29 protein-coding genes and 1 tRNA gene are annotated in these 23,564 nt (G+C 66.7%); 15 read left to right on the top strand and 15 right to left on the bottom strand.

All coding sequences use genetic code 11. From position 1 onward, the window contains the following. Positions 1 to 10: 10 nt before the first annotated feature. Together IV501_RS11360 and IV501_RS11355 are read right to left on the bottom strand one after the other, a co-directional pair. Positions 11 to 1,291: a DUF4032 domain-containing protein gene (locus IV501_RS11360; protein ID WP_200556462.1), complete on the bottom strand. Its 1,281-nt coding sequence runs from the start codon at positions 1,289 to 1,291 to the stop codon at positions 11 to 13. A gap of 161 nt (positions 1,292 to 1,452) precedes the next feature. Continuing rightward, a complete protein-coding gene (locus tag IV501_RS11355; protein ID WP_200556461.1) occupies positions 1,453 to 2,547 on the bottom strand; it encodes an ABC transporter ATP-binding protein in 1,095 nt (364 codons plus the stop codon). Positions 2,548 to 2,789: 242 nt separating this feature from the next. Here IV501_RS11355 and IV501_RS11350 point away from each other — a divergent pair, with 242 nt between their 5' ends. From IV501_RS11350 to IV501_RS11330, 5 genes are all read left to right on the top strand, one after another. Then, on the top strand, positions 2,790 to 3,746 hold the full coding sequence (locus tag IV501_RS11350; RefSeq protein ID WP_200556460.1) for a DsbA family protein: 957 nt from the start codon (positions 2,790 to 2,792) through the stop codon (positions 3,744 to 3,746). 409 nt (positions 3,747 to 4,155) lie between these two features. Further along, a complete protein-coding gene (locus IV501_RS11345) occupies positions 4,156 to 4,329 on the top strand; it encodes a hypothetical protein (RefSeq protein WP_200556459.1) in 174 nt (57 codons plus the stop codon). 175 nt (positions 4,330 to 4,504) lie between these two features. Further along, positions 4,505 to 4,843 (top strand): YciI family protein, encoded by a 339-nt coding sequence (locus tag IV501_RS11340; protein ID WP_200556458.1) that lies wholly within the window; start codon positions 4,505 to 4,507, stop codon positions 4,841 to 4,843. Between the two features lie 312 nt (positions 4,844 to 5,155). Then, on the top strand, positions 5,156 to 6,151 hold the full coding sequence (locus tag IV501_RS11335) for a phage major capsid protein (protein ID WP_200556457.1): 996 nt from the start codon (positions 5,156 to 5,158) through the stop codon (positions 6,149 to 6,151). Positions 6,152 to 6,358: 207 nt separating this feature from the next. Then, on the top strand, positions 6,359 to 6,787 hold the full coding sequence (locus tag IV501_RS11330) for a hypothetical protein (RefSeq protein ID WP_200556456.1): 429 nt from the start codon (positions 6,359 to 6,361) through the stop codon (positions 6,785 to 6,787). Positions 6,788 to 6,871: 84 nt separating this feature from the next. On the opposite strand, the gene IV501_RS11325 is transcribed toward IV501_RS11330, so the two are convergent. Beyond that, entirely contained in the window at positions 6,872 to 7,039 is a 168-nt protein-coding gene (locus IV501_RS11325) for a hypothetical protein (RefSeq protein WP_200556455.1), read from the bottom strand. Positions 7,040 to 7,172: 133 nt separating this feature from the next. Next, a tRNA-Thr gene (locus tag IV501_RS11320) sits at positions 7,173 to 7,249 on the bottom strand. A gap of 61 nt (positions 7,250 to 7,310) precedes the next feature. Between IV501_RS11320 and IV501_RS11315 the strand changes: the two genes are divergently transcribed. Next, positions 7,311 to 8,294 (top strand): DMT family transporter, encoded by a 984-nt coding sequence (locus IV501_RS11315; protein WP_200556454.1) that lies wholly within the window; start codon positions 7,311 to 7,313, stop codon positions 8,292 to 8,294. Here the strand turns inward: IV501_RS11315 and IV501_RS11310 are convergent. Together IV501_RS11310 and msrB are read right to left on the bottom strand one after the other, a co-directional pair. Beyond that, the gene (locus IV501_RS11310; protein WP_200556453.1) at positions 8,263 to 8,808 is read right to left on the bottom strand and encodes a nitroreductase family protein; all 546 of its coding nucleotides are present in this window, start codon (positions 8,806 to 8,808) and stop codon (positions 8,263 to 8,265) included. The two genes, IV501_RS11315 and IV501_RS11310, sit on opposite strands and share 32 nt — an antisense overlap. 8 nt (positions 8,809 to 8,816) lie before the next feature. Next, complete coding sequence (gene msrB, locus IV501_RS11305) at positions 8,817 to 9,248, bottom strand: peptide-methionine (R)-S-oxide reductase MsrB (RefSeq protein ID WP_200556452.1); 432 nt, start codon at positions 9,246 to 9,248, stop codon at positions 8,817 to 8,819. 47 nt (positions 9,249 to 9,295) lie between these two features. Here msrB and IV501_RS11300 point away from each other — a divergent pair, with 47 nt between their 5' ends. The 7 genes from IV501_RS11300 to groL all read left to right on the top strand — a co-directional run bounded on the left by IV501_RS11300 (position 9,296) and on the right by groL (position 14,965). Next, positions 9,296 to 10,279: a DUF2332 domain-containing protein gene (locus IV501_RS11300; RefSeq protein ID WP_200556451.1), complete on the top strand. Its 984-nt coding sequence runs from the start codon at positions 9,296 to 9,298 to the stop codon at positions 10,277 to 10,279. 107 nt (positions 10,280 to 10,386) lie between these two features. Further along, positions 10,387 to 10,692 (top strand): DUF3263 domain-containing protein, encoded by a 306-nt coding sequence (locus IV501_RS11295; RefSeq protein ID WP_307812258.1) that lies wholly within the window; start codon positions 10,387 to 10,389, stop codon positions 10,690 to 10,692. A 37-nt stretch (positions 10,693 to 10,729) separates the two neighbouring features. Then, positions 10,730 to 11,284 (top strand): LytR C-terminal domain-containing protein, encoded by a 555-nt coding sequence (locus IV501_RS11290; RefSeq protein ID WP_200556449.1) that lies wholly within the window; start codon positions 10,730 to 10,732, stop codon positions 11,282 to 11,284. A 233-nt stretch (positions 11,285 to 11,517) separates the two neighbouring features. Then, the gene (locus IV501_RS11285; protein ID WP_200556448.1) at positions 11,518 to 11,724 is read left to right on the top strand and encodes a cold-shock protein; all 207 of its coding nucleotides are present in this window, start codon (positions 11,518 to 11,520) and stop codon (positions 11,722 to 11,724) included. Positions 11,725 to 11,876: 152 nt separating this feature from the next. Beyond that, the gene (locus IV501_RS11280; protein ID WP_200556447.1) at positions 11,877 to 12,224 is read left to right on the top strand and encodes a GntR family transcriptional regulator; all 348 of its coding nucleotides are present in this window, start codon (positions 11,877 to 11,879) and stop codon (positions 12,222 to 12,224) included. Next, the gene (locus IV501_RS11275) at positions 12,221 to 13,195 is read left to right on the top strand and encodes a hypothetical protein (protein ID WP_200556446.1); all 975 of its coding nucleotides are present in this window, start codon (positions 12,221 to 12,223) and stop codon (positions 13,193 to 13,195) included. Before IV501_RS11280 ends, IV501_RS11275 begins: the two co-directional genes overlap by 4 nt. Positions 13,196 to 13,336: 141 nt before the next feature. Beyond that, entirely contained in the window at positions 13,337 to 14,965 is a 1,629-nt protein-coding gene (groL, locus tag IV501_RS11270) for a chaperonin GroEL (protein WP_200556445.1), read from the top strand. A 139-nt stretch (positions 14,966 to 15,104) separates the two neighbouring features. On the opposite strand, the gene IV501_RS11265 is transcribed toward groL, so the two are convergent. From IV501_RS11265 to IV501_RS11255, 3 genes are all read right to left on the bottom strand, one after another. Further along, positions 15,105 to 15,395 (bottom strand): WXG100 family type VII secretion target, encoded by a 291-nt coding sequence (locus IV501_RS11265; RefSeq protein ID WP_200556444.1) that lies wholly within the window; start codon positions 15,393 to 15,395, stop codon positions 15,105 to 15,107. Positions 15,396 to 15,475: 80 nt separating this feature from the next. Then, positions 15,476 to 17,143, bottom strand: a complete 1,668-nt coding sequence (locus tag IV501_RS11260) for a sensor histidine kinase (RefSeq protein ID WP_200556443.1) — start codon at positions 17,141 to 17,143, stop codon at positions 15,476 to 15,478. A gap of 111 nt (positions 17,144 to 17,254) precedes the next feature. After that, entirely contained in the window at positions 17,255 to 17,947 is a 693-nt protein-coding gene (locus IV501_RS11255; protein ID WP_200556442.1) for a response regulator transcription factor, read from the bottom strand. Between the two features lie 129 nt (positions 17,948 to 18,076). Here IV501_RS11255 and folP point away from each other — a divergent pair, with 129 nt between their 5' ends. Then, positions 18,077 to 18,940: a dihydropteroate synthase gene (gene folP / locus IV501_RS11250; RefSeq protein WP_200556441.1), complete on the top strand. Its 864-nt coding sequence runs from the start codon at positions 18,077 to 18,079 to the stop codon at positions 18,938 to 18,940. A gap of 2 nt (positions 18,941 to 18,942) precedes the next feature. Next, positions 18,943 to 19,680, top strand: coding sequence for a pyrimidine reductase family protein (locus IV501_RS11245; protein ID WP_200556440.1), 738 nt, complete (start codon positions 18,943 to 18,945; stop codon positions 19,678 to 19,680). Here IV501_RS11245 and IV501_RS11240 read toward each other — a convergent pair whose 3' ends face one another. Genes IV501_RS11240 through IV501_RS11215 form a run of 6 tightly spaced genes read right to left on the bottom strand, consistent with a single transcriptional unit; the run spans position 19,681 to position 23,489 of the window. Further along, on the bottom strand, positions 19,681 to 21,393 hold the full coding sequence (locus tag IV501_RS11240) for a DNA repair helicase XPB (RefSeq protein ID WP_200556439.1): 1,713 nt from the start codon (positions 21,391 to 21,393) through the stop codon (positions 19,681 to 19,683). It lies immediately after the preceding gene. 51 nt (positions 21,394 to 21,444) lie between these two features. Then, a complete protein-coding gene (locus tag IV501_RS11235) occupies positions 21,445 to 21,966 on the bottom strand; it encodes a hypothetical protein (protein WP_200556438.1) in 522 nt (173 codons plus the stop codon). Further along, complete coding sequence (locus tag IV501_RS11230) at positions 21,963 to 22,523, bottom strand: hypothetical protein (RefSeq protein ID WP_200556437.1); 561 nt, start codon at positions 22,521 to 22,523, stop codon at positions 21,963 to 21,965. Before IV501_RS11230 ends, IV501_RS11235 begins: the two co-directional genes overlap by 4 nt. Next, positions 22,520 to 22,849 (bottom strand): hypothetical protein, encoded by a 330-nt coding sequence (locus IV501_RS11225; RefSeq protein WP_200556436.1) that lies wholly within the window; start codon positions 22,847 to 22,849, stop codon positions 22,520 to 22,522. Before IV501_RS11225 ends, IV501_RS11230 begins: the two co-directional genes overlap by 4 nt. Further along, positions 22,849 to 23,037 (bottom strand): hypothetical protein, encoded by a 189-nt coding sequence (locus IV501_RS11220; RefSeq protein ID WP_200556435.1) that lies wholly within the window; start codon positions 23,035 to 23,037, stop codon positions 22,849 to 22,851. The genes IV501_RS11225 and IV501_RS11220 overlap by 1 nt, the downstream gene beginning before the upstream one ends. Continuing rightward, positions 23,034 to 23,489, bottom strand: a complete 456-nt coding sequence (locus IV501_RS11215) for an Asp23/Gls24 family envelope stress response protein (RefSeq protein WP_200556434.1) — start codon at positions 23,487 to 23,489, stop codon at positions 23,034 to 23,036. Before IV501_RS11215 ends, IV501_RS11220 begins: the two co-directional genes overlap by 4 nt. Positions 23,490 to 23,564 lie beyond the last annotated feature (75 nt).

Genomic DNA, 23,564 nt, shown 5'->3' with positions numbered 1-23,564 from the left:
AAAGCGGTGGCTAGACCTTCGAGCGCCAGTCGCCCTCGTCGTCGACGACCTGGGTCGGGAGCGTGATCGCGCTGGTGAGCGGATCGATTATCGTCGCCTCGTCGCGGCGGTGGCGTAGCACCGAGTCGACGTAGGAGGTCACTGCCTCGGCGAGCGGGACATCCCGGTTCTCGTTCTGCGACAGGTACCAGCGGTGGTCGAGCAGCTGGTGGAAGATCTCTGCCGGCTCGAGTCGACCCTTCAGATCGCGCGGAATAGCGCGGATGACCGGCTCGAACACCCGTGCCAGCCAGTCGTGGGCCGCCATCTCCTCGTCGACGCCCTTCTTCTTGTACGTCGCCGTGTAGGAGTCGAGGTCATTGAGCAATCGACGGGCCTGGTTCTCCTGTGCGTCGAGGCCGGTCAGCCGGAGAAGGCGGCGCTGGTGATGACCGGCGTCCACCACCTTGGGCTGGATGCGCACCTTACTGCCCTCGTCATCCGTTCTGATCGCGAGCTCTTCGATATCGAAGCCGAGGTTGTTGAGGCGCTCGACCCGTTCGTTGATGCGCCAGCGCTCGGAGGAGGAGAACGATTCTGAGCCGGTGAGCTCTTTCCACAGACTGCGGTAGGCGGCGACGATTCCGTTGCTCACCTCGACCGGGTCGGCCTCCTCGTCGAGACGACCGCCCGCGGCGAGGTCGAGCAGTTCGCCGGCGATGTTGACCCGGGCGATCTCGAGGTCGTTCTCGCGCTGGCCGTTGGAGAGGCCGTTGTAGAGCTGACCGGTCTCCGCATCGACCAGGTAGGCCGCGAACGCACCGGCATCCCGGCGGAACAGGGTGTTCGACAGTGAGACGTCACCCCAGAAGAAGCCGATGATGTGCAGACGTACGAGCAGCACGGCCAGGGCGTCGACCAGACGCGTTGCGGTATCGGGGCGCAGCGTCTGCGAGTACAGCGCGCGGTACGGGAGCGAGAACTTGAGGTGCCGGGTGACGAGCACCGCGTTGAGGACTTCGCCGTCGTCGGTGGTGCGGTTGGTGATCACGGCAACCGGCTCCACGCAGGGAACGTCGAGCTTCTGCAGGGTGCGCAGCATGTCGTATTCGCGGCGGGCGAGTTCGGCCGAGGTCTCCTTGATCGCGATCACATAGCCGCTCAGGTGCACGAATCGCACGAGGTGGCGCGAGATGCCCTTGGGCAGCGAGGCGATGACGCTCTCCGGCCACACGTCGAGCGGCAGGTTCCAGGGCAGATCGAGCAGTGCCGGGTCGACCGTGGCCGAGGTGATGTTGAGTGAACCGCTCATGGTGAAACGCCTATCGGATGCCGTGGTGCGATGTCGGCAACTGTGCCGACCTCCACCCTCGATTGTGTCGTACGAAAAGTGTGATCTGAAATCTGAGACGCGTTAAACGATGATGCGGGCGGCGAGAATCTCGCCGCCCGCATCATCGGATGTCGGATCGACTAGTCGGCGACAGCCTTGCTGAGGCGCAGGCCGGTCTCGATGTCGAACGCGTGGATGTGCGACGCGGTCGGGGTGATGAAGACCGTGTCACCGGCGGTCGGGTGCTGGCGGCCATCGACGCGGGCGACGATGTCGACGCGCGACCCGTCGATGTCGGTGTGACCGTAGAGGTAACCGTCGGCGCCGAGCTCCTCGACGACATCCACGGCGACCTGTAGACCCTCGCCCGTGTTCGAGACGCGAACGTCTTCGGGCCGGACACCGATGGTGACCTTGGTGTTGTTGGTCGCACCCATGGTCGCGCGGTCGAGCGCGGCGACGGCGGTGCCGAACTTGAGCCCGCCCTCGACGAGGTCAGCCGTGAACAGGTTCATGGCGGGGGAGCCAATGAATCCGGCGACGAAGACGTTCTTCGGGTTCGCGTAGAGGTCACGCGGGGTTCCGACCTGCTGAAGCACGCCATCCTTCAGCACGGCGATGCGGTCGCCCATGGTGAGCGCCTCGGTCTGGTCGTGGGTGACGTAGACCGTGGTGACACCGAGGCGGCGCTGGAGCGACGCGATCTGGGTGCGGGTCTGAACCCGGAGCTTGGCGTCGAGGTTCGACAGCGGCTCGTCCATGAGGAACACCTGCGGCTGGCGCACGATGGCGCGGCCCATGGCGACGCGCTGACGCTGACCACCGGAGAGGGCCTTCGGCTTGCGGCCGAGGTAGGGCTCCAGGTCGAGGAGCTTCGCGGCTTCGAGAACGCGGGTGGCGCGCTCATCCTTGTTGACGCCGGCGATCTTGAGCGCGAAGCCCATGTTCTCGGCGACCGTCATGTGCGGGTAGAGGGCATAATTCTGGAAGACCATCGCGATGTCGCGATCCTTCGGCGGCACGTCGGTGACGTTGCGGTCACCGATGAGGATGTTGCCGTCGTTGACCTCTTCGAGGCCGGCGAGCATGCGCAGCGAGGTGGACTTTCCGCAACCGGACGGGCCGACGAGAACGAGGAACTCGCCGTCGGCGACCGACAGGTCGAGAGCGTCTACAGCCGGGCGGGTCGAGCCCGGGTAGAGGCGGGTAGCTTTGTCAAAAGTGACAGATGCCATAGTGGTACTAACTCCTTCACCGGCAGGTACGTGCCGGACGATCCGTAGTGAATGGATGGGTAGTGCCCCGTCATTATGACACCCGAAGGTGGGGGGACCAAGCCTTTATTTGGATGCTTCGCTCTCAGCGGTCCAGGATTCGTTTAGACACTTCCCAGATAGCGCGTTTACTCTTCAAGAGGATTTGGCGCTAGATCATTGGACGGCGCCCCCAGCACTCCACCCGATTCAAGTGAGGTTCGATGACGTACGGAAACGATGCCGAGGGCACGACGCCCGGTATCGACGGCACGGATGACGACGGCCTCACCCCTGAGGAACGTCGCCGCCTAGCTCGCGATAAGGCTCGGAGCCTGCGCGCCACGCACAAGAAGAAGGACCGGCGCAACCGCTGGTTGATTCGTGGCGGCGTCGCCATCGTGGTCGTCGCCGTGGTCGCGGTCGTGTCGGCCGTCGTGGTCGGAAGCGTGCCGAAGCCCTCCCCGGGCCCGCGCAACATGCAGAGCGACGGAGTCAAGATCGGGCAGAAATTCACGGTAGTCACTTCACCGGCTCTGGCGCCAAAAGAGGAGCCGACGCCCTCGAAGCAGAATGCGAAAGACGTCATCGCCATTCAGGTGTATCTGGACTATCAGTGCCCGATCTGTGGTGACTTCGAGAAGGCGAACGCGACCCAGTTGAAGACCTGGGTGAGCAGCGGTGCCGCCACGCTCGAGATCCACCCGATCGCGATTTTCGACCGCTTCTCCCAGGGCACGAAGTATTCGACCAGAGCCGCGAACGCCGCCGCCTGCGTGGCGAACTATTCGCCCAACAGCTTCTTCGACTTCAATGCGCTGCTGTTCGCACACCAGCCCAAGGAGAACTCGACCGGTCTCACCGATCGCCAGATCATTGCGCTGGCTCAGCAGGCACAGCCGACCGCGATCTCGTCGATCACGGATTGCATCCGCGATGTGTCGTTCAAGTCGTGGGTGAACTCGGCGACGGCGCGGGCCACCACCGGCCCGATCGCCGACTCGAACGTCAAGAAGGTATCTGGCACTCCGACCGTGATCGTCAACGGGGTCAAATACTCCGGCTCGCTCAGCAAGTCGAGCGACTTTGCGGCCGCGATCGTGAAGGCTGCTGGTGACACGTTCGCCGAGGACCCGACGCCTTCGCCGACGCCCACGCCCTCGCCGACTGCCACCCCGTAATAGCGCTCGGCCTGACGCTGCCGGTGTCGCGCGGGCTCCTGTCTCGCTCGGACGCCGGAGTCGCGCGGGCTCCTGTCTCGCTCGGACGCCGGAGTCGCGATAATGCCAGTGCCGCGATAATGCCAGTGCCGCGAGGATGATCGGCAGTGCGGGAGCAGCACCTCGCATGGAGCACTCGCACCGAGCAGTGGAGGCAGATCGCGCCACTGGTCGAGCGCATCCGGCTCTTGGTCGCCGTCGACCGGGAGCCGCGCGACTAGTTCTGCCCGAACTTGTGCCCGTTTGTGCAGGTTGCGCACGCTCGAGCAGGCACACTGCGCACGACGCGGCACAATCGGCGAGCCCGGGGCGCAAAAGTTGCTCGCACAGGGGTATGGAACGCGGCGTCGACCGCGCCTAACCTGAACGCATGGATGATCTTCGAGGTTCAGCAACCCACCGCATCGCTCAACTCGCCGACGTTCTCGCCGCCGAAACTCCGACATCGGAGTGGCTCATCCGGCAATTGCTCGCCGCCCTCGGCGAGTTGGAAGACCTGGAGCCCATCGCCGACCTAGAGATCGAGGGCGACGAAGACTTCTAGCCCGGAAGACTTCTAGCCCGGGTGACTTCTAGCCCGGAAGACTTCTTGCCCGAGCGACTTGTCGCCCGGGTGACTTTTGGCCGGAAGGCCTCTCGCCTGTCGGGCCGTGAGTGGACGACATCCTGGGCTCGCGGGCTATTGCAACTGCCCGCGCCCGCGGAGCACCATAACGGGCATGACCAAATTCCTTATCTCCTTTCCGAGCGAAGCAATGGTGCTGTCGGCGGAGCAGTTCGAACTGGCAGGCATCGAATCTCACGCCGTCATCGAGGAGGCCAAAGCCGCCGGCGTATACGTCTTCGGCGGTGGGATCGCAGAGGATGTCGCCCCCGTGCTGGTGTCTGCAGACGGCTCGGTGAGTTCGGGAACCTATCCCGGCAGCGACCTCACGGGCGGCTTCACCGTGCTCGAGCTGCCATCGCGCGCGGATGCGGTCGAGTGGGCACAGAAGATCGCGGTCGCCTGTCGCTGCGCCCAGGAGTTGCGCGAGTTCATGTACGACCCGGCGAGCTAGTGGCAGCCGGTTTCACCACCGACCCGTGGAGCCCCTTGTCGGATTCGAACCGACGACCCCCGCTTTACAAGTGAGCTTTAGCCACCAAATCCACATGCATCCGATTGCAGTCAACTGGGCAAAAAGGCTGAATTCACGCTGTTTTGCGAGTTCGCTGGTCGTCCAATTGCAGTCAAATTCCGCTACGTGCTGGCAAGGAATTCCCCACGAATTCCCCACGAAGGATGCCGAGCCGCTGGATGATGCCCCGCGCGTAGCTGGAGAGAACCGGGTCGCTGGGCAAACCTGGCTCACGCCATCAACATCGAGTTCGTGCCGCAGTATGACAAGGCAGTGCACGAGCTGGGCAACTGGGCCGGAAGCCGCACCGTCAAGGACTTCCGCCCGACGGTCCTGTACTCGCTCTACTGGGGCGACGGCGACAACACCGACCCCGACACCGAGTACAACGAGAGCAACCTCCGCGGCGCCGGTCTCGGCGAGCACGGCGAGCCCCTCGTCATCCCCGAAGGTGGCACCTTCCCGATGGTCTCGATGACCGGTGGCCTGGAGAGCTTCTACCAGAAGCTCCGCAAGCGCGGCCTCCGCTTCGACTGGACCTGGGAGGCGCAGGTCAACGACACCGTTGGCTTCTTCGAGCAGATCCCCACCGAGCTGCTCGCAGTATCCGTCGACGGAAAGATCGCGGAGTTCTTCGACGCGCTCCTCTCCGTCACCGCAGTCAGCGCGCTCCACGCGGACACCGCCCCCGACGGCACGCAGATCCCGGCCAACGCGCAGCTCTCCCCAGAGGCTGTCGAGCAGGCGATCTACGAGCGCGGTCAGCGCAAGATCAAGGGCAACAAGATCGGCGAGGCGAGCAGCTACAACCTGTTCGTGCCGATCGGCACCAAGCGCTTCTGGGACTTCCAGATGGCGCGCACCGTGCTCCGTGCCAACGACGGTGGATTCGTCCTCGACGGTGGCCGCTACAACACCGCGCTGGGGAACGTCACGCTCGTCGAGCACGACCGCATCCCGGCTGGTTCGTGGTTCCTGGCACCGGCTCCGGGGTCGACCCGCCGCCCCGTGCTGGAGTTCCTCAAGCTCCGCGGTTACGAGACCCCGGAGCTGCGTGTGCAGAACCTCCAGGGCTCGTACGTTGGTGCCGGCGCGATCAGCCCCTTCGAGGGCTCGTTCGAGACCGACTCCCTGGCGTACCGCCTGCGGAACATCGACGGAGCGGTCCTCTGGGCCGAGCTGCACATCGTGCACTCCGACGGAACGGGTGGACCGATCGTCCGTCCGACCCTCACCCCGGCTCCGTAACAACGAGCCGAACAGAAGAGCCCCTCGCCAATCCGGCGGGGGGCTCTTCCTCATTTAGCCGACTATTTGTCCTGGATGGTGGCTGTGAGTATCCTGAGAGAGCAAGCGGGCCTCCTACCCTTGCAGCGGGCCACCCGGCGTGAACATGCCGCCGGGTGGCCTGATCCATTCCTGGGAGTTTGCTGGGAGCACGGATACACTGGCGGCATGGCAAACGCAGGCACGGCTCCCCTCGACGCGACTACTGACATCGGCCGAGTGCGCCTTGTCGTTGGCGACACTGAGGCCACGCCCACTACTGGCGGCCAGGGTGACTACGCCTACTTCTCCGACGACGCGATCCAGGCGGCGCTCGACTTGAGCGGGGGAGGCGTCACCCGCGCCGTCTCCGTGCTGGTGAAGCAGCTCGCACTTTCGTTGACGATCGCTGGCCAGTCGATCAAGGCCGACGACTTCGCCATTAACACCCTCGGCAAAGGCAAGGATCTGCTCGAGGTGGCTCGGAGCTACGTCACCCAGGCCGATGCAGAGGACGCCGCCACCGCTCGAGACGAGGGCACGCTGGCGATCGTCAACACCAAGCTCCGCCCGCAGAACTCATGGCTCGGCCCAGAGAGCTACCCCGCGTTCTGGTAGGCGCCCCCTGGGGGGACTCGAACCACCAGCCGATCGCTTAGGGCGCGAGCGCTCTTCCATTGGGCCACAGGGGCGAGCGTTCCTCTAGTCGCTGGTCTGGTCGCCCAGTGGGGCAGATGGCTTTTCCAGCACAACTAGCTTCGCGCTCTTGAACAGAGAGATGCAGCCGAAGAGGACGCATCCTGCCAGTCCGGCGCCAATTAGGAAGATGACGGTGAGCACGTCTCCGATCATGGCAGTGTCAGCGCGCATAGGGCAAGCTCGCCCCATGACCTATGGTCCCCACGCAGCGGATTGCAGTCAACTGCTGGTGAGGAATTCCCCACGAATTCCCCACGAAGGACAAAAGGACCGGGGCCAATGGCCGCCGATCCCTTTGTTTATATGGAGCCCCTTGTCGGATTCGAACCGACGACCCCCGCTTTACAAGAGCGGTGCTCTGGCCAACTGAGCTAAAGAGGCGAACGAGCACCAATATTACAGTCCGTCATGGTGGGAGCCGCGTCGCCGGTACCGTGGACGGATGACCGCGCCCGCTCCCGATCGCGAGAGCCGGGCATCCGTTGCTCTGGGTGTGGCTGGGGCCGTGCTGGTGGGAGTCCTCACGGCCACGCAGTCGCGCATCAACGGGGAGTTCGGCCGCGCGCTCAGCGACGGTTACCTCGCGGCCCTGATCTCCTTCGGGTCTGGTCTGGTCATTCTCGCTATCGTTCTCGCGATCTGGGCGCCCGGCCGCCGGGGCCTTCGCACCGTGTTCGCGAGCGTGCGCGCGGGCGACACCCCCTGGTGGTACCTCGTCGGTGGCGCGGCCGGCGGTTTCTTCGTGCTCTCGCAGGGGCTTACGGGCGCGACCCTTGGCGTCGCCCTGTTCACGGTCGCGATCGTCTGCGGGCAGACCATCAGCGGTCTCGCCATCGACGCCCGCGGGCTCGGTGCGACCGGCCCGGCGCCCGTCACCATCACGCGCCTGGTCGGCACGGTGCTGGCCCTGGTCGCCGTCACCTGGGCCGTGTCGTCGCAGCTCGTCGGCGACATCCCGCTCTGGATGCTGCTGCTCCCGTTCCTCGCCGGACTCGGCATCGGCGGCCAGCAGGCGGTCAACGGTCAGGTGCGGATCATCTCGCGCTCAGCCCTCACCGCCACCTTCATGAACTTCCTGGTGGGCACCATCGTGCTGGCAGTCGCCGCGATCGTTCACGAGTCGATCGTCGGGTTGCCCGCGGCGCTGCCATCGCAGCCGTGGCTCTACCTTGGCGGTCTGCTCGGCACGATTTTCATCGGCCTGTCCGTCGTGGTCGTGCGCGCAACCGGCGTGCTGCTGCTTGGACTCGGCTCGGTAGCCGGCCAGCTCGTCACGTCGGTGGTACTCGACCTGCTGCTGCCAATTCCCGGGCACGTATTCGCCTGGACGACGCTTGCCGGAACGCTGCTCACTCTCGGCGCGGTCGCTCTGGCGGCGGTGCCGTCGGGGACGATCAGAGCACCGTCACGAACTCCTCGGGGTTGATCGACCGCTTCGCGCCGTCCTTCGCGTCGTCCGCAATCCCGCCGACGTAGAGCCAGCCGAGCAGTTCTTCGTTCTCGGCGAGGTGATGCATCTCGCGCACGGGCCGCGTGCGGGTGAGGTGTCCGGTGCGCCACATGACACCCCAGCCAGCCTCGGTGAGCAGCAGCGACAGCATGTGGGCGACGCCGGAGGCCGTGGCATCCTGTTCCCAGGTCTCCACCTTGAAGCTCGGCTGGTGCACCGCGACCACCGCGATCAACAGGGATGCCCGCAGCGGCTTGCCGGCGAGCTTGGCACCGGACTCGTCGTCGAGCCCGCTGGCGACCATCATCGCCTCACCCAACCGCACGCGGGCGTCGTCGCGCAGCTCGATCAGGCGCCACGGGCGCAGGGCGGCGTGATCCGCGACCGTGCCCGCGGCGGCCACCAGGGGCAGTAACTCCTCGTGGCTGGGGGCGGTCGCCGTCACCTTCGAGTGCGAGCGGCGACGGCTGACCGCATCCAGAACCGACATCGGGGTGGCTACTCGCCCTCGACCGAGGCTTCTTTAAAGTCCAACGACAGCGAGTTCATGCAGTACCGGTCGCCGGTGGGGGTCTGGTAGGCGTCGTCGAAGAGGTGGCCGAGGTGCGAGCCGCAGGTGGCGCACTGCACCTCGGTGCGGGTCATTCCAAGGCTGGTGTCGGTGACCAACTTCACGGCGTCGGGGTTCACCGACTCGTAGAAGCTCGGCCAGCCGGAGCCAGAGTCGAACTTGGTGCCGCTGGCGAAGAGCTCCGCCCCGCAGGCGCCGCAGGTGTAGACGCCGGCGCGCTTTTCGTCGAGCAGCGCGCCAGACCACGGACGCTCGGTCGCGGCCTCGCGCAGGATCGAGTAGCGGGTCGGGTCGAGCTCCTGCTTCCACTCCTCCTCGGTCTTGGTGACGGGAAGAGTCGAATCGTTGCTGGCAGACATGGGGGTCCTTTCAAAACCGCGGGAACCCTCCCATTAAACTCGGCCCCGTGTCGAAACCTGCGCCAGCACCCCAGAACGGCAGAGACCTCACAGAGTGGTACACCAGTTTCGGCGAGGGGGAGGCGCGCGGCCAGTCCGCCGTCTACGAGGAGTGGGCGCTCGGCGTGGCGGGCGACCCGGGCATCCAGGCGCTGCTGATGACGATGCCGCTGCAGAAGCGCCAGCCCAACCTGATCTTCGCCACCTCGCGTCTGCTCGGCGCCCCCGTCGGCGCATACGGGCCGTTTCGCGACTGGCTGGTCGAGAATTTCGCCGCGGTCGCCGCCGAAGCGGAACACCGGATGACCCAGACCAACGAAGCCCGCCGGTGCGCGTCACTGCTGCCCGCGCTGGCCCTCATCGACGGGCCGATCGCGCTGCTCGAGGTCGGAGCGAGTGCTGGCCTCTGCCTCTACCCCGACCGCTACGCCTACTCCTATGACGACGGACCGGTGCTCGGCGACAGCCGGCTCGTGCTCGAGTCGTCGACGACCGGCGCCGTCCCCATCCCGGAAGCGCTGCCCGAGATCGTCTGGCGGGCCGGCGTCGATCTGCATCCGCTCGATGTGCTCGACCCCGACGACATGCGCTGGCTCGAGACCCTGGTCTGGCCGGAGCAGCACGATCGCCGCGAACGTCTGCTCGCCGCCATCGAGATCGCACAGACCGATCCTCCGCACCTGGTCGCCGGCGATGCCGTGACGGCCGTCGCGGCGCTCGCCGCGGAGGCTCCGGATGACGCGACCCTCGTCATCATCACGAGCGGGGTGCTCGTCTACCTGACCGCCGCGGAGCGCACCCGATTCGCCGAGCAGGTGCGCGCGCTGGATGCGCGCTGGATCTCCCTCGAGGGGCGCGGTGCGCTGCCCGACGTGGAGTCCAGGTTGCCGGAGGTGGCGCCGGCCGGGATGGCCGGGCGCTTCGTCTTGGCACTGGACGAGCATCCGCTGGCCTTCACCGGCCCGCACGGCCAAACGCTCGACTGGTTCTGACGCTGGACCGGCTCAGATGCGGGACGCCCCGCATCGGTTGCGAACTCTCCCAGACTGTCGACCCTAGGATCGCTACGGATAACGATCAGGCAACGGGAAGGGTGAACGTGGCTGCAGCGGCTGACGTGAACGCACCGGACCCCGGCCGGGATTCTCGACTGAGCGAACGCGACGAGCGCATCCTCATCTTCGAACGGCAGTGGTGGCAGCACGCCGGGGCGAAGGAGGAGGCGATTCGAGCGGAGTTCGGACTCTCGGCGGCCCGTTACTATCAGGTTTTGAACGCGGTGCTCGACGCGCCGGGGGCGATCGCCTTCGACCCCATGCTGGTCAGGCGGCTGCACCGGATGCGGGATGCACGGACGGCGGCCAGATCGGCTCGCCTGCTCGGACGCCCAGACACCGATCACTGATCTCCCACCCCTTTTCGACACAGACCCCGGAAGAACTATGGCGACGTACCAGAAAGACCGCTTCGACAGCGTGCCCGACGATCTGCTGCGCACCGGCGCGCACCGTGGGCCCGCCAAGAGGGGCCGCGGCTGGATCGCGTTCGCCTGGGCCGCACTGGCCACGGGCATCCTGGTCGCGGGCGGCCTGTTCGGCCTCGCCGTGGTGAATGGCAAGCTCGCCGACATCCCGTTCTTCGCGCCCGCCGCGAGCGAGACTCCCGCCCCCGCCCCGACGCCCACCGTCGAAGCCAAGCTCGACCCGGCTGTCGCGATCACCATTCTCAACGGAACCACGACGACCGGACTCGCCGACAAGGTCGGCGACGAGCTGGTCACGCAGGGCTGGGGTGGTGCGGCGGAGCCGAAGGGGACCCGCGCCAACGCGAGCACCCACGACATCAAGCAGACCGTGGTCTTCTACGGCGATCCGGCGAACGAGGCGGCGGCGAAAGCGCTCGTGCTGACGCTCAAGGTCGGAACCATCCAGCTCTCTGACGCATACCCGCAGTCACCACTCGTGGTGGTGCTCGGAAGCGATTACACACTGCCGTAACGGCCCCTGTGTTACGCGGATGTTTAATCCGCGCATCAATCGGCTTTCGGAGTTGTTCTACGGCGCAAAACCCATTTCCCCGGGCGCGTCGCGCGGCTACTATCTGGGATCAGTCGCCCCCTCCGGGTCACGCTGCTCGCAGTCGATCCAGGGGAACCCGTCCCGACGGGTTCGTGGCTGAAGAGCATCGCGGGCATCGCCGGTGCCGTACAGAACACAGCAGGGAGTTATCAATGGCGAACGGAACCGTCAAATGGTTCAACGCTGAAAAAGGCTACGGATTCATCACTGTCGAGGGTGGGGGGCAGGACGTCTTCGTCCACTACTCCGCCATCGACATGGGTGGCTACAAGGTCCTCGAGGAGGGCCAGCAAGTGACCTTCGAGGTCGGCACCGGCAACAAGGGCCCGCAGGCGGAATCTGTGCGGCTCGTGCAGTAGGTCTTCGAGTAACGCAACAACGCCGTCCGGGCTGCCGGGCGGCGTTGCTGCGTTAACGGCCCGCCGCGTCCCCACTCCAGTCACGCGACCTCCTGAATGATGCGAGTCGGAAGAGGCTTGACGGGTGTGAATTGTTCTATTACAACTAGAACATGCTGATCACGATCGACCCCGAATCGGCGGTGCCGCTCGCCACTCAGGTGGCGGCCCAGCTTCGACGCCAGATCGTCGAGGGTGCGGTGGCCGCGGGGGAGCGACTTCCCGCGGCACGTGAGCTCGCCGCGTCGCTTGGCATCAACATGCACACCGTGCTTCGGGCGTACGACATTATCCGCGCCGCTGGCCTCATCGAGTTGCGGCGCGGCCGTGGCGCCATCGTTCTCGGTGACGCGAGGCAGACGCAGTCGATTTATGCGGAGGCAAGCGCATTGGTAACGAAAGCGCGGAGGCTCGGGATCGACTCCGCCGAGCTCGCCACCATCATCAGGGGGATGTCATGACCGACAACGAAACCACCGGGCGATCGATTTTCGGCGCTCGCCGGGCGCTTGCGCTGGCTGTCACCGTGCTTCCACTCGTCATACTGCTGGCCGCAGCGCTCGCGCTCGGCCCGACACTCGGCCCGACGCTCGCCTCGCACTGGTCATCTCTCGGTTTCCCCGACGGCTATTCGGGCACCTGGAGCAGCTTCGTCGTCGTCGCAGCGATCGTCGTCGCGCTCACCGTCGGCAGCTGGGTTGTTCTGTTCCGGGTTCGCTCCCGGGGCATCGCGCGCATCTGGGTCGGGATGTCCGTGCTCGTCGCCGCGATCCTGGCACTCGCGTGGGCGGTCTCGGCCGGCGCCACGGCTTCCGCATCCCAGCCGAAACACGCCGAGCTGGGCTGGGGTCTGCTTGCGCTGGTCGCCGCCGTCCCGCTCGGAGCGGTGGTGTTCTGGATCATCGACGGCAGTAGCGTTCCCGACCGGTCGGAGCGTTCGGTGGCACCGATGCCTTTGCGGCCGGGAGACCGAGTGGCCTGGATCGGGAGATCGGGGAGCGTTCTATTCCTCTGGGTCGGGGTCGTGCTGATGATCGGCGGCGTCGTGCTTGCTCTCGTGCTGAGTGTTGCCAATGAGGCGGGGGAGGTCTGGATCGCCGGTGCGGTGACCATCATCGCCGGGCTTGCGGTCATTTCGCTCGCCGATGTGACGCTCTCGATCGATGGCCGCGGTCTTCGGCTGGTGTCGTCTCTGTTCCGTGTCCCGCTGTTCCGTATTCCGCTGGCAGATGTCTCGGGAGTGGCGGTGGAGACGATCGACCCCCTTCGCTGGGGTGGCTGGGGCCTGAGATTCTCGGGTTCGGGTCGGGCATACGTGACTGGGCGAGCCGAGGGCCTGGTGGTCGGCAGGACCAACGGCGCGCCCACGGCGATCACAATCCCGCACGCTTCCGATGCCGCGTCGGTGTTGGAGGCGCTGATCCGCCGCTGACCCCGCCAATCCGCCGCGCAGACAGGCCCAGCTGCTCACTTGCACTCTCTACTCGAGAGTGCCAGAATCGTTTAGCACTCTCATCCAGCGAGTGCCAATAGCTGTTGCTTTTACTGCGTCCCGGAAGGACGAAAAACACACATGGCAAAGATCATTGCTTTCAACGAAGAGGCCCGTCGTGGCCTCGAGCGTGGCCTGAACATCCTGGCCGACGCCGTCAAGGTGACCCTCGGCCCGCGCGGCCGCAACGTCGTGCTCGAGAAGAAGTGGGGCGCCCCCACCATCACGAACGACGGTGTGTCGATCGCCAAGGAGATCGAGCTCGACGACCCGTACGAGAAGATCGGTGCCGAGCTCGTCAAGGAGGTCGCCAAGAAGACTGACGACGTCGCTGGCGACGGAACCACCACCGCAACCGTCCTCGCCCAGGCTCTCGTGCGTGAAGGCCTCCGCAACGTCGCTGCCGGTGCAGACCCCATCACCCTCAAGCGCGGCATCGAGAAGGCTGTCGGTGCTGTCATCGAGGCTCTGATCGCCAGCGCCAAGGAGATCGAGACCAAGGAAGAGATCGCGGCCACCGCATCCATTTCTGCGGGCGACCCCGAGATCGGCGCGCTCATCGCCGAGGCGATCGACAAGGTCGGCAAGGAGGGTGTCGTCACCGTCGAGGAGTCGAACACCTTCGGCACCGAGCTCGAGCTCACCGAGGGCATGCGCTTCGACAAGGGCTACCTGTCGCAGTACTTCGTCACCGACCCCGAGCGTCAGGAAGCGGTCTTCGAAGACCCCTACATCCTGATCGTCAACTCCAAGGTCTCCAACATCAAGGACCTGCTGCCGATCGTCGACAAGGTCATCCAGTCGGGCAAGCAGCTGCTGATCATCGCGGAAGACGTGGATGGTGAAGCTCTCGCGACCCTCGTCGTCAACAAGATCCGTGGCATCTTCAAGTCCATCGCCGTCAAGGCTCCGGGCTTCGGCGACCGTCGCAAGGCTCAGCTGCAGGACATCGCCATCCTCACCGGTGGCCAGGTCATCTCCGAGGAGGTCGGTCTCAAGCTCGAGAACGCGACCCTCGACCTGCTGGGTACCGCTCGCAAGGTCATCGTGACCAAGGACGAGACCACGATCGTCGAGGGCGGCGGAGACGCCGACCTGATCGCCGGTCGCGTCAAGCAGATCCGTGCCGAGATCGAGAACACCGACTCCGACTACGACCGTGAGAAGCTCCAGGAGCGTCTCGCGAAGCTCGCCGGTGGCGTCGCCGTCATCAAGGCCGGCGCTGCGACCGAGGTCGAGCTCAAGGAGCGCAAGCACCGCATCGAAGACGCCGTTCGCAACGCGAAGGCCGCCGTCGAAGAGGGCATCGTCGCCGGTGGTGGCGTCGCCCTCATCCAGGCCGGCGAGACCGCCTTCGCGACCGACGCTCTCAAGAACCTCGTCGGTGACGAGGCGACTGGCGCGAACATCGTCAAGGTCGCCATCGACGCCCCGCTCAAGCAGATCGCGCTCAACGCCGGTCTCGAGCCCGGTGTCGTCGCCGACAAGGTGCGCAACCTGCCCACCGGTCACGGCCTCAACGCCGCAACCGGCGAGTACGTCGACATGCTGGCCGCCGGCATCAACGACCCGGTGAAGGTGACCCGTTCCGCGCTGCTCAACGCAGCGTCGATCGCCGGCCTCTTCCTCACCACCGAGGCCGTCGTCGCCGAGAAGCCCGAGAAGAACCCGGCTCCGGCCGGCGACCCCACGGGTGGCATGGACTTCTAAGTCCGACCAGCACTACGCAGGAGGGCAGTCCCATCAGGGGCTGCCCTCCTTCTGCGTTAACGGCAGCCCGCGACCGCGCTGCTTTTCGTTATCCGCGCGCGAGTTGTAACCCCCGCGCGGATAACAAACCCCCGCGTGGTCAGCGCGCGAAGAGTCGCGCGTTGGCCGCCTCGATTTCGGCATATTGCTGGCCCGCCTGACCGAGTGCGTGGCTGATGCCCGCGAGGCTCTCCTCTACCCGCTGCTGGGTCGCCCGCCAGTCGGCGACGATCGCCTGGAAGGCCGAGGCCGCCTGGCCCGACCACGAGCCCTCCAGCGCGGTGAGCTGGCCGTGCAGCGTGCCCACCTCGGCCTGGATACGCCCGACGGATGCCCGCGCGCTCGACGTCGCGGCGATGACCGCTTCGCTGTCGACCTGATACCTGGTCATGATGTCCTCCGAGTCCCGCCCGGAGCCGTCGTCCGGGTCGCGGGCAACGCTAGGTGCGACGAGGATGACGGCGGCGAGACTCAGTTCGAGCTGGGGACGACCGGCGGCACGTAGTCCTCGGGGAGGAGGGGAAGCTCGACCCGGAAGGTCGCGCCGCCACCGTGCGTCTCCAGCGCCTCGACCGTTCCGCGATGGTTGGCGATGATGCCTGACACGATGGCGAGGCCGAGGCCACTGCCCCCGGTTTCGCGGGTGCGTGACGTGTCGGCACGCCAGAAGCGCTCGAAGATCTTCTCGCGGATCTGCGGCGGGATGCCGTCTCCGTGATCGATGACGTCGAGGATGGCGACGCGGCGCTGGCCATCGACGCTCACCGCGATCTCGATCGGACTATCGTCGGGGGTGAAGCGCATGGCATTGCCCATGAGGTTGGTGACCACCTGGCGGATCTTGTTCTCTTCCGCCAACACCACCGCGTGGAGTTCTTCGCGCGGAGCGGCGGGCACGGTCTCCTCGGGCGGGAGCGCGATTCCCTTTGCGGAAGTGGGGGTCTTGCGTCCTCGGCGCACCAGGCGACCGGCGAAGGCGATCGGGCCGGTGAGGGTCGTCGCGGACCGCGAGGCGACATCCGGTGCGGTGGGCTCATCGGTGGGATCGGAGCCGGGCTGCGGCACCAGCTCGGCCTGGCTGACCACGACGGTCACCACTCGGCTGGGCGCCGAGGCCATGGCGTCGAGGGCAGCATCGCGGGCGATCGGCAGCAGGTCGACCGGCGCGAGTTGCAGCGGCTTCGCCTCGTCGATGCGGGCGAGTTCGAGCAGGTCTTGCACGAGCTCACCCATGCGGATGGCTTCCTTCTCGATCCGCTCCATCGCCTGCGCGACGGCCTCGGGGGTCTGGAGCGCCCCCATCCGATACAGCTCCGCGTATCCCCGCACCGAGACGAGGGGCGTGCGCAACTCGTGACTGGCGTCGCCGACGAAGCGCCGCATCTGCCCGATGGTGCGGGCGCGATCGGCGAAAGCGCGGTCGATGCGCCCGAGCATGGTGTTGAGCGAGCGGTTGAGGCGCCCGACCTCGGTGTTCGGTGTCGCGCCGGGAAGACGCTGGCTGAAGTCGCCGTCGGCGATGGCGGCGGCGGTGGCCTCCACCTCGCGCAGCGGTGTGAAAGTGGATGTCACCAGTAGCCGGGTGAGGGCGGCCCCCAGAACGACGATGGAGAGCCCAAAGCCGAGGAAGATACCGATGAACTGGTTGATCACGCCCTGCGTGGAGTCGAGGCTGACGCCGACCACGTAGTTGACGATCTGCGACGAGCCCTTGATGTTGTTCGACAGCGCGATGACCCGCCACTCGCTGGTGTGGCTCGAGTTCCACACGGTGAACGCCTCGCCCTCCATGGAGAGAACGTGGGGCAGTGAGAGACCCGCGCCGTCGAGGTCGGGCTGATCCTGGCCGGCCATGTTGTGGCAGAGCAGGTCGCCGTCGATGTTGAGCACGGCGAAGAAATACGGGCTCGGCGCCGCGTTTTGATTGCAGGTCGAGGCACTGGTCGGCGTGAAGGACGTCACGCCCTGCGCGGCCTGCTGAAGGCTCGAATCGAGTTGCTCATTGAGGTAGACCTTGAGCACGGTCATGGTGCCGAAGCCGGCCACGATCAGTCCGAGGGTCACCAGAAGCACCGTGACGCCGGTGATCTTCGTGCGGAGCGAGATCGTGCTCCACCAGCTGGTGACGTGGTCTTCCATCAGAAGGTCAGGCTAGCGTTCGGAGTCTGGTGGATTGCCGGGACCGAGCCGGACATCCGCTGACCCACCGCTCGACCGAATGCTCAGACTCGAATGCTCAGACTCGGGTGGTCAGACTCGGGCGGCCTTGAGCATGTAGCCGAAACCGCGCTTGGTCTGGATGACCGGCTCCTGCGAGAACTGGTCGAGCTTGCGTCTCAGGTAGGAGATGTAGCTCTCCACGATGCCGGCGTCCCCGTTGAAGTCGTACTCCCAGACGTGGTCGAGGATCTGCGCCTTCGAGAGCACCCGGTTGGGGTTGAGCATGAGGTAGCGCAGCAGCTTGAACTCGGTGGGGGAGAGCTCGATCTGCTCGTCGCCGATGGTCACCTCGTGGGTGTCCTGGTCCATGGTCAGTTCGCCGGCGCGGATGATCGCGTCCTCTTCGTCTTGCATCGTGCGACGCAGGATCGCCTTGATGCGGGCCACGATCTCGTCGAGGCTGAACGGCTTGGTCACGTAGTCGTCGCCACCGACGGTGAGGCCGGTGATCTTGTCTTCGGTGTCGTCCTTCGCCGTGAGGAAGAGGATGGGGGAGGTGTAGCCGCTGGAACGGAGGCGCTTGGTCACGCCGAAACCGTTCATGTCGGGCAGCATCACATCGAGGATGATGAGGTCGGGTTCTTCCTCGAGCACTGCCGAGATGGCCTGTGCGCCGTTGCCGACCGCCCGCACCGCGAAGCCGGCGAAGCGCAGGCTCGTGGTGAGAAGATCGCGGATGTTGGGCTCGTCATCGACGATGAGAATCTTGGGACCGTCACTCATGGCATTAGTATCTGCGCGTCGACTGTGCGCAGGCTGTGAGCGTTGTCGGGGGCGGCTGCGCGAATCATCTGCCTCGTCCGCCTTCCGGCCCGACGGTGCACAATGATCTTGACCCCGAGAGGATGACGGATGACGTCACGCGCGATCGGCGCACGGAGCTTCGACTTCGACCGCCAGGTGGCCGTCATGGCCATCGTCAACCGCACGCCCGACTCGTTCTTCGACCGCGGCTCGACTTTTGCGCTGGATGCCGCGGTAGAAAGGTCGCTCGCCGCCGTCGACGCGGGAGCGGATTGGGTGGATGTCGGCGGCGTCCCGTTCGGCCGCGGCCCGGCGGTAAGCGTGCAGCAGGAGCTCGATCGGGTGATCCCGGTCGTTGAGGCGATCCGCGCCGCATCCGATGTCGTGGTCTCGGTCGACACCTTCAGCGCGGAGGTCGCGCGGCAGAGCATCCTGGCCGGGGCCGGCGTGATCAACGACACCAGCGGACTCTGGGATGTCGACATGGCCCCGGTGGTCGCGGCCAGTGCAGCCACCCTCGTTCTCACGCACAGTCTCGCGCCACCCCGCAGCGAACCGCCCCGCCCCGAGTACACGGATGTCACGGCCGACGTCATCGCCTTTCTCGAGAATCGCGTGGCGCGCGCGACCGCCGCGGGCATCCCGCTGGAGCGTCTCATCGTCGACCCCGGACACGACCTCAACAAGAACACCTATCACTCGCTCGAGCTCACGGCCCGGCTCGAGGAGGTCGTCGCGATCGGCCTACCCACCCTCGTGGCGGTGTCGAACAAGGACTTCATCGGCGAGACCCTGGACCGTGCGCGGGGGGAGCGGCTCGAGGGGTCGATCGCCGCGGCGGTGATCTGCATCATGAAGGGTGCGCGCATCATCCGCATGCACGACGTGCGTGCCGCCGTCGCCGCGGCGCGGATGACCGAGGCCGTGCTCGGGCTGCGCGAACCCGCGTACGCCATCCACAACAGGGAGTAGCCATGGTTCGGATCGACGCAGTGCTGCCGTCGCCGGTTGCCGACCTCGACGACGAGGCGATCGCAGCGCACTATGCCGCGGGGAGTCCGTGGTTGCGGGTCAACTTCGTCTCGTCGATCGATGGGGCAGCGACGGCCGACGGGTTGTCCGCCGGGCTCGGGGGCGACGCGGACCATCGGGTCTTCGACATCCTGCGCCGACTCTGCGACATGGTGCTCGTCGCGTCGGGCACGGTGAAGGCGGAGGGCTACGGCCCGATGGTGGTCGACGACGAGTCGGCCGCGTGGCGGGTGGCGCACGGGCTGCAGGCGCAGCCGGTGTTCGCGATCGTGAGCGGGCGGCTCGACCTCGACCCGACATCCGCGATCTTCACGGATGCCCCGGTGCGGCCGATCGTCGTGACCACCGGTTCGTCGCCAATGGGCCCGCGCGCCGCGCTCGCGGAGGTCGCCGACGTGTTGATCTGCGGGGAAAGCGAGCTCGACCCGGCGGCCATGGTGCAGCAGCTGGCTTTTCGCGGGCTCGGGCGCATCCACTGCGAGGGTGGGCCGTCGCTGTTCGGGGCGCTGCTCGACGCCGATGTCGTGGACGAGCTGTGCCTCACGCTCAGCCCGCTGCTCGAGGCGGGTGACTCGGGAAGGATCGCGCACTCGGCGACGGGCGACTCGCGGGCGATGGAGCTGGCCGGGGTGCTGCACTCCGATGGCACGCTTTTGCTGCGCTACACCCGCGCGCGGTAGCTACGCGGCGGTGTCGAGCGCGTCGCTGTCGAGGATCGTGTAGCTGTAGCCCTGCTCGGCGAGGAAGCGTTGGCGGTTCTGCGCGAAGTCCTGATCGACGGTGTCGCGGGCGACGAGCGTGTAGAAGTTGGCCGGGAGTCCTGACTCCTTCGGGCGCAGTAGACGGCCGAGGCGCTGAGCCTCCTCCTGGCGTGAACCGAAGCTCCCCGAGACCTGGATCGCGACCGTCGCCTCGGGCAGGTCGATCGAGAAGTTCGCCACCTTCGACACCACGAGCACCGTGATCGAGCCCTCGCGGAAGGCCTGGTACAGACGCTCCCGCTCGTCGATCGGCGTGGCCCCGGTGAGCTGCGGCGCATCCAGAGCCTCGGCGAGCATGTCGATCTGGTCGAGGTACTGCCCGATGATCAGGATGCGCTCGCCCTGGTGCTTCTTCACCAGTTCTTTGACCACACCGAGCTTGGCTGGTGCCGTCGCGGCGAGGCGGTAGCGCTCGTCGTCGGCGGAGGCCGCGTACTCGAGCCGCTCCTGCTGCGGCAGGTCGATGCGCACCTCGTAGCAGGATGCGGGGGAGATGAAGCCTTGGGCCTCTATCTCTTTCCATGGGGCGTCGAAGCGCTTCGGCCCGATCAGGCTGAACACGTCGCCCTCGCGGCCGTCTTCGCGTACGAGCGTCGCGGTGAGGCCGAGGCGTCGGCGGGCCTGCAGGTCGGCGGTGAGCTTGAACACGGGCGCGGGAAGCAGGTGCACCTCGTCGTAGATCACGAGGCCCCAGTCCAGCGCGTCGAGGAGTGCGAGGTGCGCGTACTCGCCCTTCCGCTTGGCCGTGAGGATCTGGTAGGTCGCGATCGTCACCGGCTTGATGTCTTTGACGGTGCCGGAGTATTCGCCGACCTCGTCCTCGGTCAGCGTCGTGCGCTTGAGCAGCTCCGCGCGCCACTGCCGGGCCGACACCGTGTTGGTCACCAAGATGAGCGTCGTCGTCTTCACCTGTGCCATCGCGCCGGCGCCGACCAGCGTCTTGCCGGCTCCACAGGGCAGCACGACCACCCCGGAACCGCCGTCGTAGAAGCTCGCCACCGCGTCGTTCTGGTACGGGCGGAGGTTCCACTCGGCATTGTCGAGGGAGATCGGATGCGGGGTGCCGGGGGTGTACCCGGCGAGGTCCTCCGCAGGCCAGCCCAGCTTCACCAGCTCCTGCTTCACCTGTCCGCGGGCCCAGGCCTGGATCTCGTAGCGGTCGGGCAGCTTGCCGAGCCCTCGCAGGTCTTCGGGAACGTAGAGGAGCGGCGCGATTCGCTTGGCCCGCACGATCTCGTTGAGCACCGCAGCATCCGTCGACCGCAGGATCAGCTTGTTCTCGGAGTCACGCTCGATCACGAGTCGGCCGTAGCGGCTGACGGTCTCGGCGATGTCGATGGTTACCGATTGCGGCACCGGGAACTTGCTGTACTTTTCCAGGGTCTCGAGCATGTTCTCGGCGGTGTGTCCGGCGGCGCGGGCGTTCCACAGGCCGAGGCGGGTGATGCGATAGGTGTGGATGTGCTCGGGCGCCCGCTCCAGCTCGGCGAAGACGGCGAGGTCGTGACGCGCGTCTTCGGCCTGCGGATGCGCGACTTCGAGCAGTACGGTGCGGTCGCTCTGCACGATCAGCGGGCCGCCGATGGGCGCGGACGTGCTGGGCAGGGGGGCGGTTTCAGAGACGCCGGTCATCCGACCCAGCCTAGACCTGCGTGCACGGGGTTAGTCGAGTAGCGCCGGCACTCAGCGCACCTGCCGCGTCGCTCGCACGGCGCCGGTCACGTGCAGCAGCACCGGGAGCTGCTGCTCGAGCACGCCGTCGAGCTGCTCGACCGCGGTGTCGACCGCACGGATCACCCGGGCCAGGTCGGCCCCGCGCCGCGCGGTGACCCGCAGCGAGAGCACCGAGCGCCGGCGCATCCGGAATCCGGTCGACGAGACGGCGACGACGTCGGGCTGGTCGGCAAGCGCGTCGCCGACCAGATCGGCGACGAGGAGCGCGTCGATGGTGACCGAGCCGTCGGCGCTCTCGGCTTCGATCAGGTGACGGATGCGCCCGCGGCCGCGGCTGAGAATCCAGATCAGCGACAGCACGATCACGACGACGGCGCCCCCGACTATCGCCCACAGCACGCCGACCGACGGCTTCGGGATGTTCGGCAGCCCGAGCCCAGAGCCGCCAGCGACATAGGCTGCCGCGGCGATCAACACCAGCCCGAGCACCGCGAGGATTACCCGGTTCAAGATCCGGTTACTGCGCGTCATGCTCCCACCGTCCCTCGTGTCGAAACCACAACCCGTGCGCGAACGGACGGCCTCGGCGCAAGCGTGGTGAGCAGCCCATCGGCGATCGCCTGTGCCGCGGGGGCGTCGACCGGCACTCCGCTGGTCGGCGTGATCACGATCCGCGCCCGGCGTTTCGAGACGTCGGCGTGCACCCGGTCGGGGGCGACGTCGGCGACGCGGCGGGCGTCGCGAGCGAGCGCCCCGGCGAGCACTCCGTCGTCGACGACCACGGCCATCCGTTCGTTCGGCACCGCGTGGCGAGCGCGGCGGCCGGGAAGGATCGCCAGCAAAAGCAGTGCAATGCCGAGCACCGCGGCGACCCCGGCGGCTACGTAGACGATGATCTCCTTCGAGCCGAGCCAATCGATGGCGGCGGCCGGAGAGACGAGCAGCGGGCCGGCCCCGAAGGCGGCGAGGCCGCACTCCAGGCCGACGTATGCCGCCACCAGAATGAACAACGCGAGCGCCACCGACACCGCGACCGACCGGGATCGATGGGTCTCACGGCGCAAGATGCGGGGATAGAGGGAGGTCATTTCACTCTCTTCTCATGCAGCACGAGGGCGCGGGTGAGTCGCAGCGCGATCGGTCCGACCGTGCGCCCGGTCTGCGCCTCGACGTCAACGCGGATATCGCTGCGCGCATCGTCTCCGCGCTTCATGAGCCGCACGGCGGAGGCTCCGCTCAGCGGCGGCAATCGCAGCGGAGCGACGACGGAGATCGCGAGCAGCCCAGCCGCGTCGGTGAGCGTGACGTGCACGTCGCGCAGTGGCACGCGCAGGTGGCGGGCGGATGTCGCGGCGACGGTGCGCTCGAGGGCGCGGGCCGCGACATCCGTTCGCCCAGGCACGATGTCGGACATCACGCGCTCCGGCGACCGCGGGCGGCGTCGACCACGGCGGCGACGTTGAGGCGTCCGCTGATGATCGCGCCGACAAGCCCGCCGACGATCGCGAGGACCAGCACCAGCAGGAAGCCCCAGAACCCGAAGGCGAGGCCGACGATGGCCAGCACTGCGCCGGCGATCGCTCCGATGAGCCAGCCGCTCATGAGACGCGCGACTCTTCGACGGTGTCGTCGTCGCCGGGGATGTGCACGTCGCTGACGGTGACGTTGATCTCGGCGACCTCCATGCCGATGAGGCGTTCGATGGAGTCGGCGACGGCGGCGCGGACATCCGCAGCCACCTGGTGAAGCGGCGTCGGATACTCGACGACGATGGTGACGTCGGCGGCGACCTGGGTCTCGCCGACCTCGACCTTGACGCCCTGCGCGAGGTCGGTGTTGCCCATCGCGTCGCGGATTGCACCGAATGCGCGGGCGGTTCCGCCGCCGAGGGCGTAGACGCCGGGCACGTCGCGGGCAGCGATGCCGGCGATCTTGGCGACGACGGGATCGACGATCACGGTCTTGCCGGCCGACGCGCCGGACAGGCCCAAGGTGGATGCGGTGGTGGCGCTGGCGGTTCCGGTAGTGGTTCCGGTCTGCACTCTCTCAGCCATGATGTTCCTCTTTCGTTGGGGTTGATACCCGCGGGTATCGTTCGAAAGGGAAGACGCGGGTGACGGGTAAAACGT

Origin of the sequence: Lacisediminihabitans changchengi (assembly GCF_016634425.1) — a bacterium.
Classification (GTDB): domain Bacteria; phylum Actinomycetota; class Actinomycetes; order Actinomycetales; family Microbacteriaceae; genus Lacisediminihabitans; species Lacisediminihabitans changchengi.
Note: the sequence above shows the minus strand (reverse complement) of the source record. Positions and strands in the feature narration are given on the sequence as shown.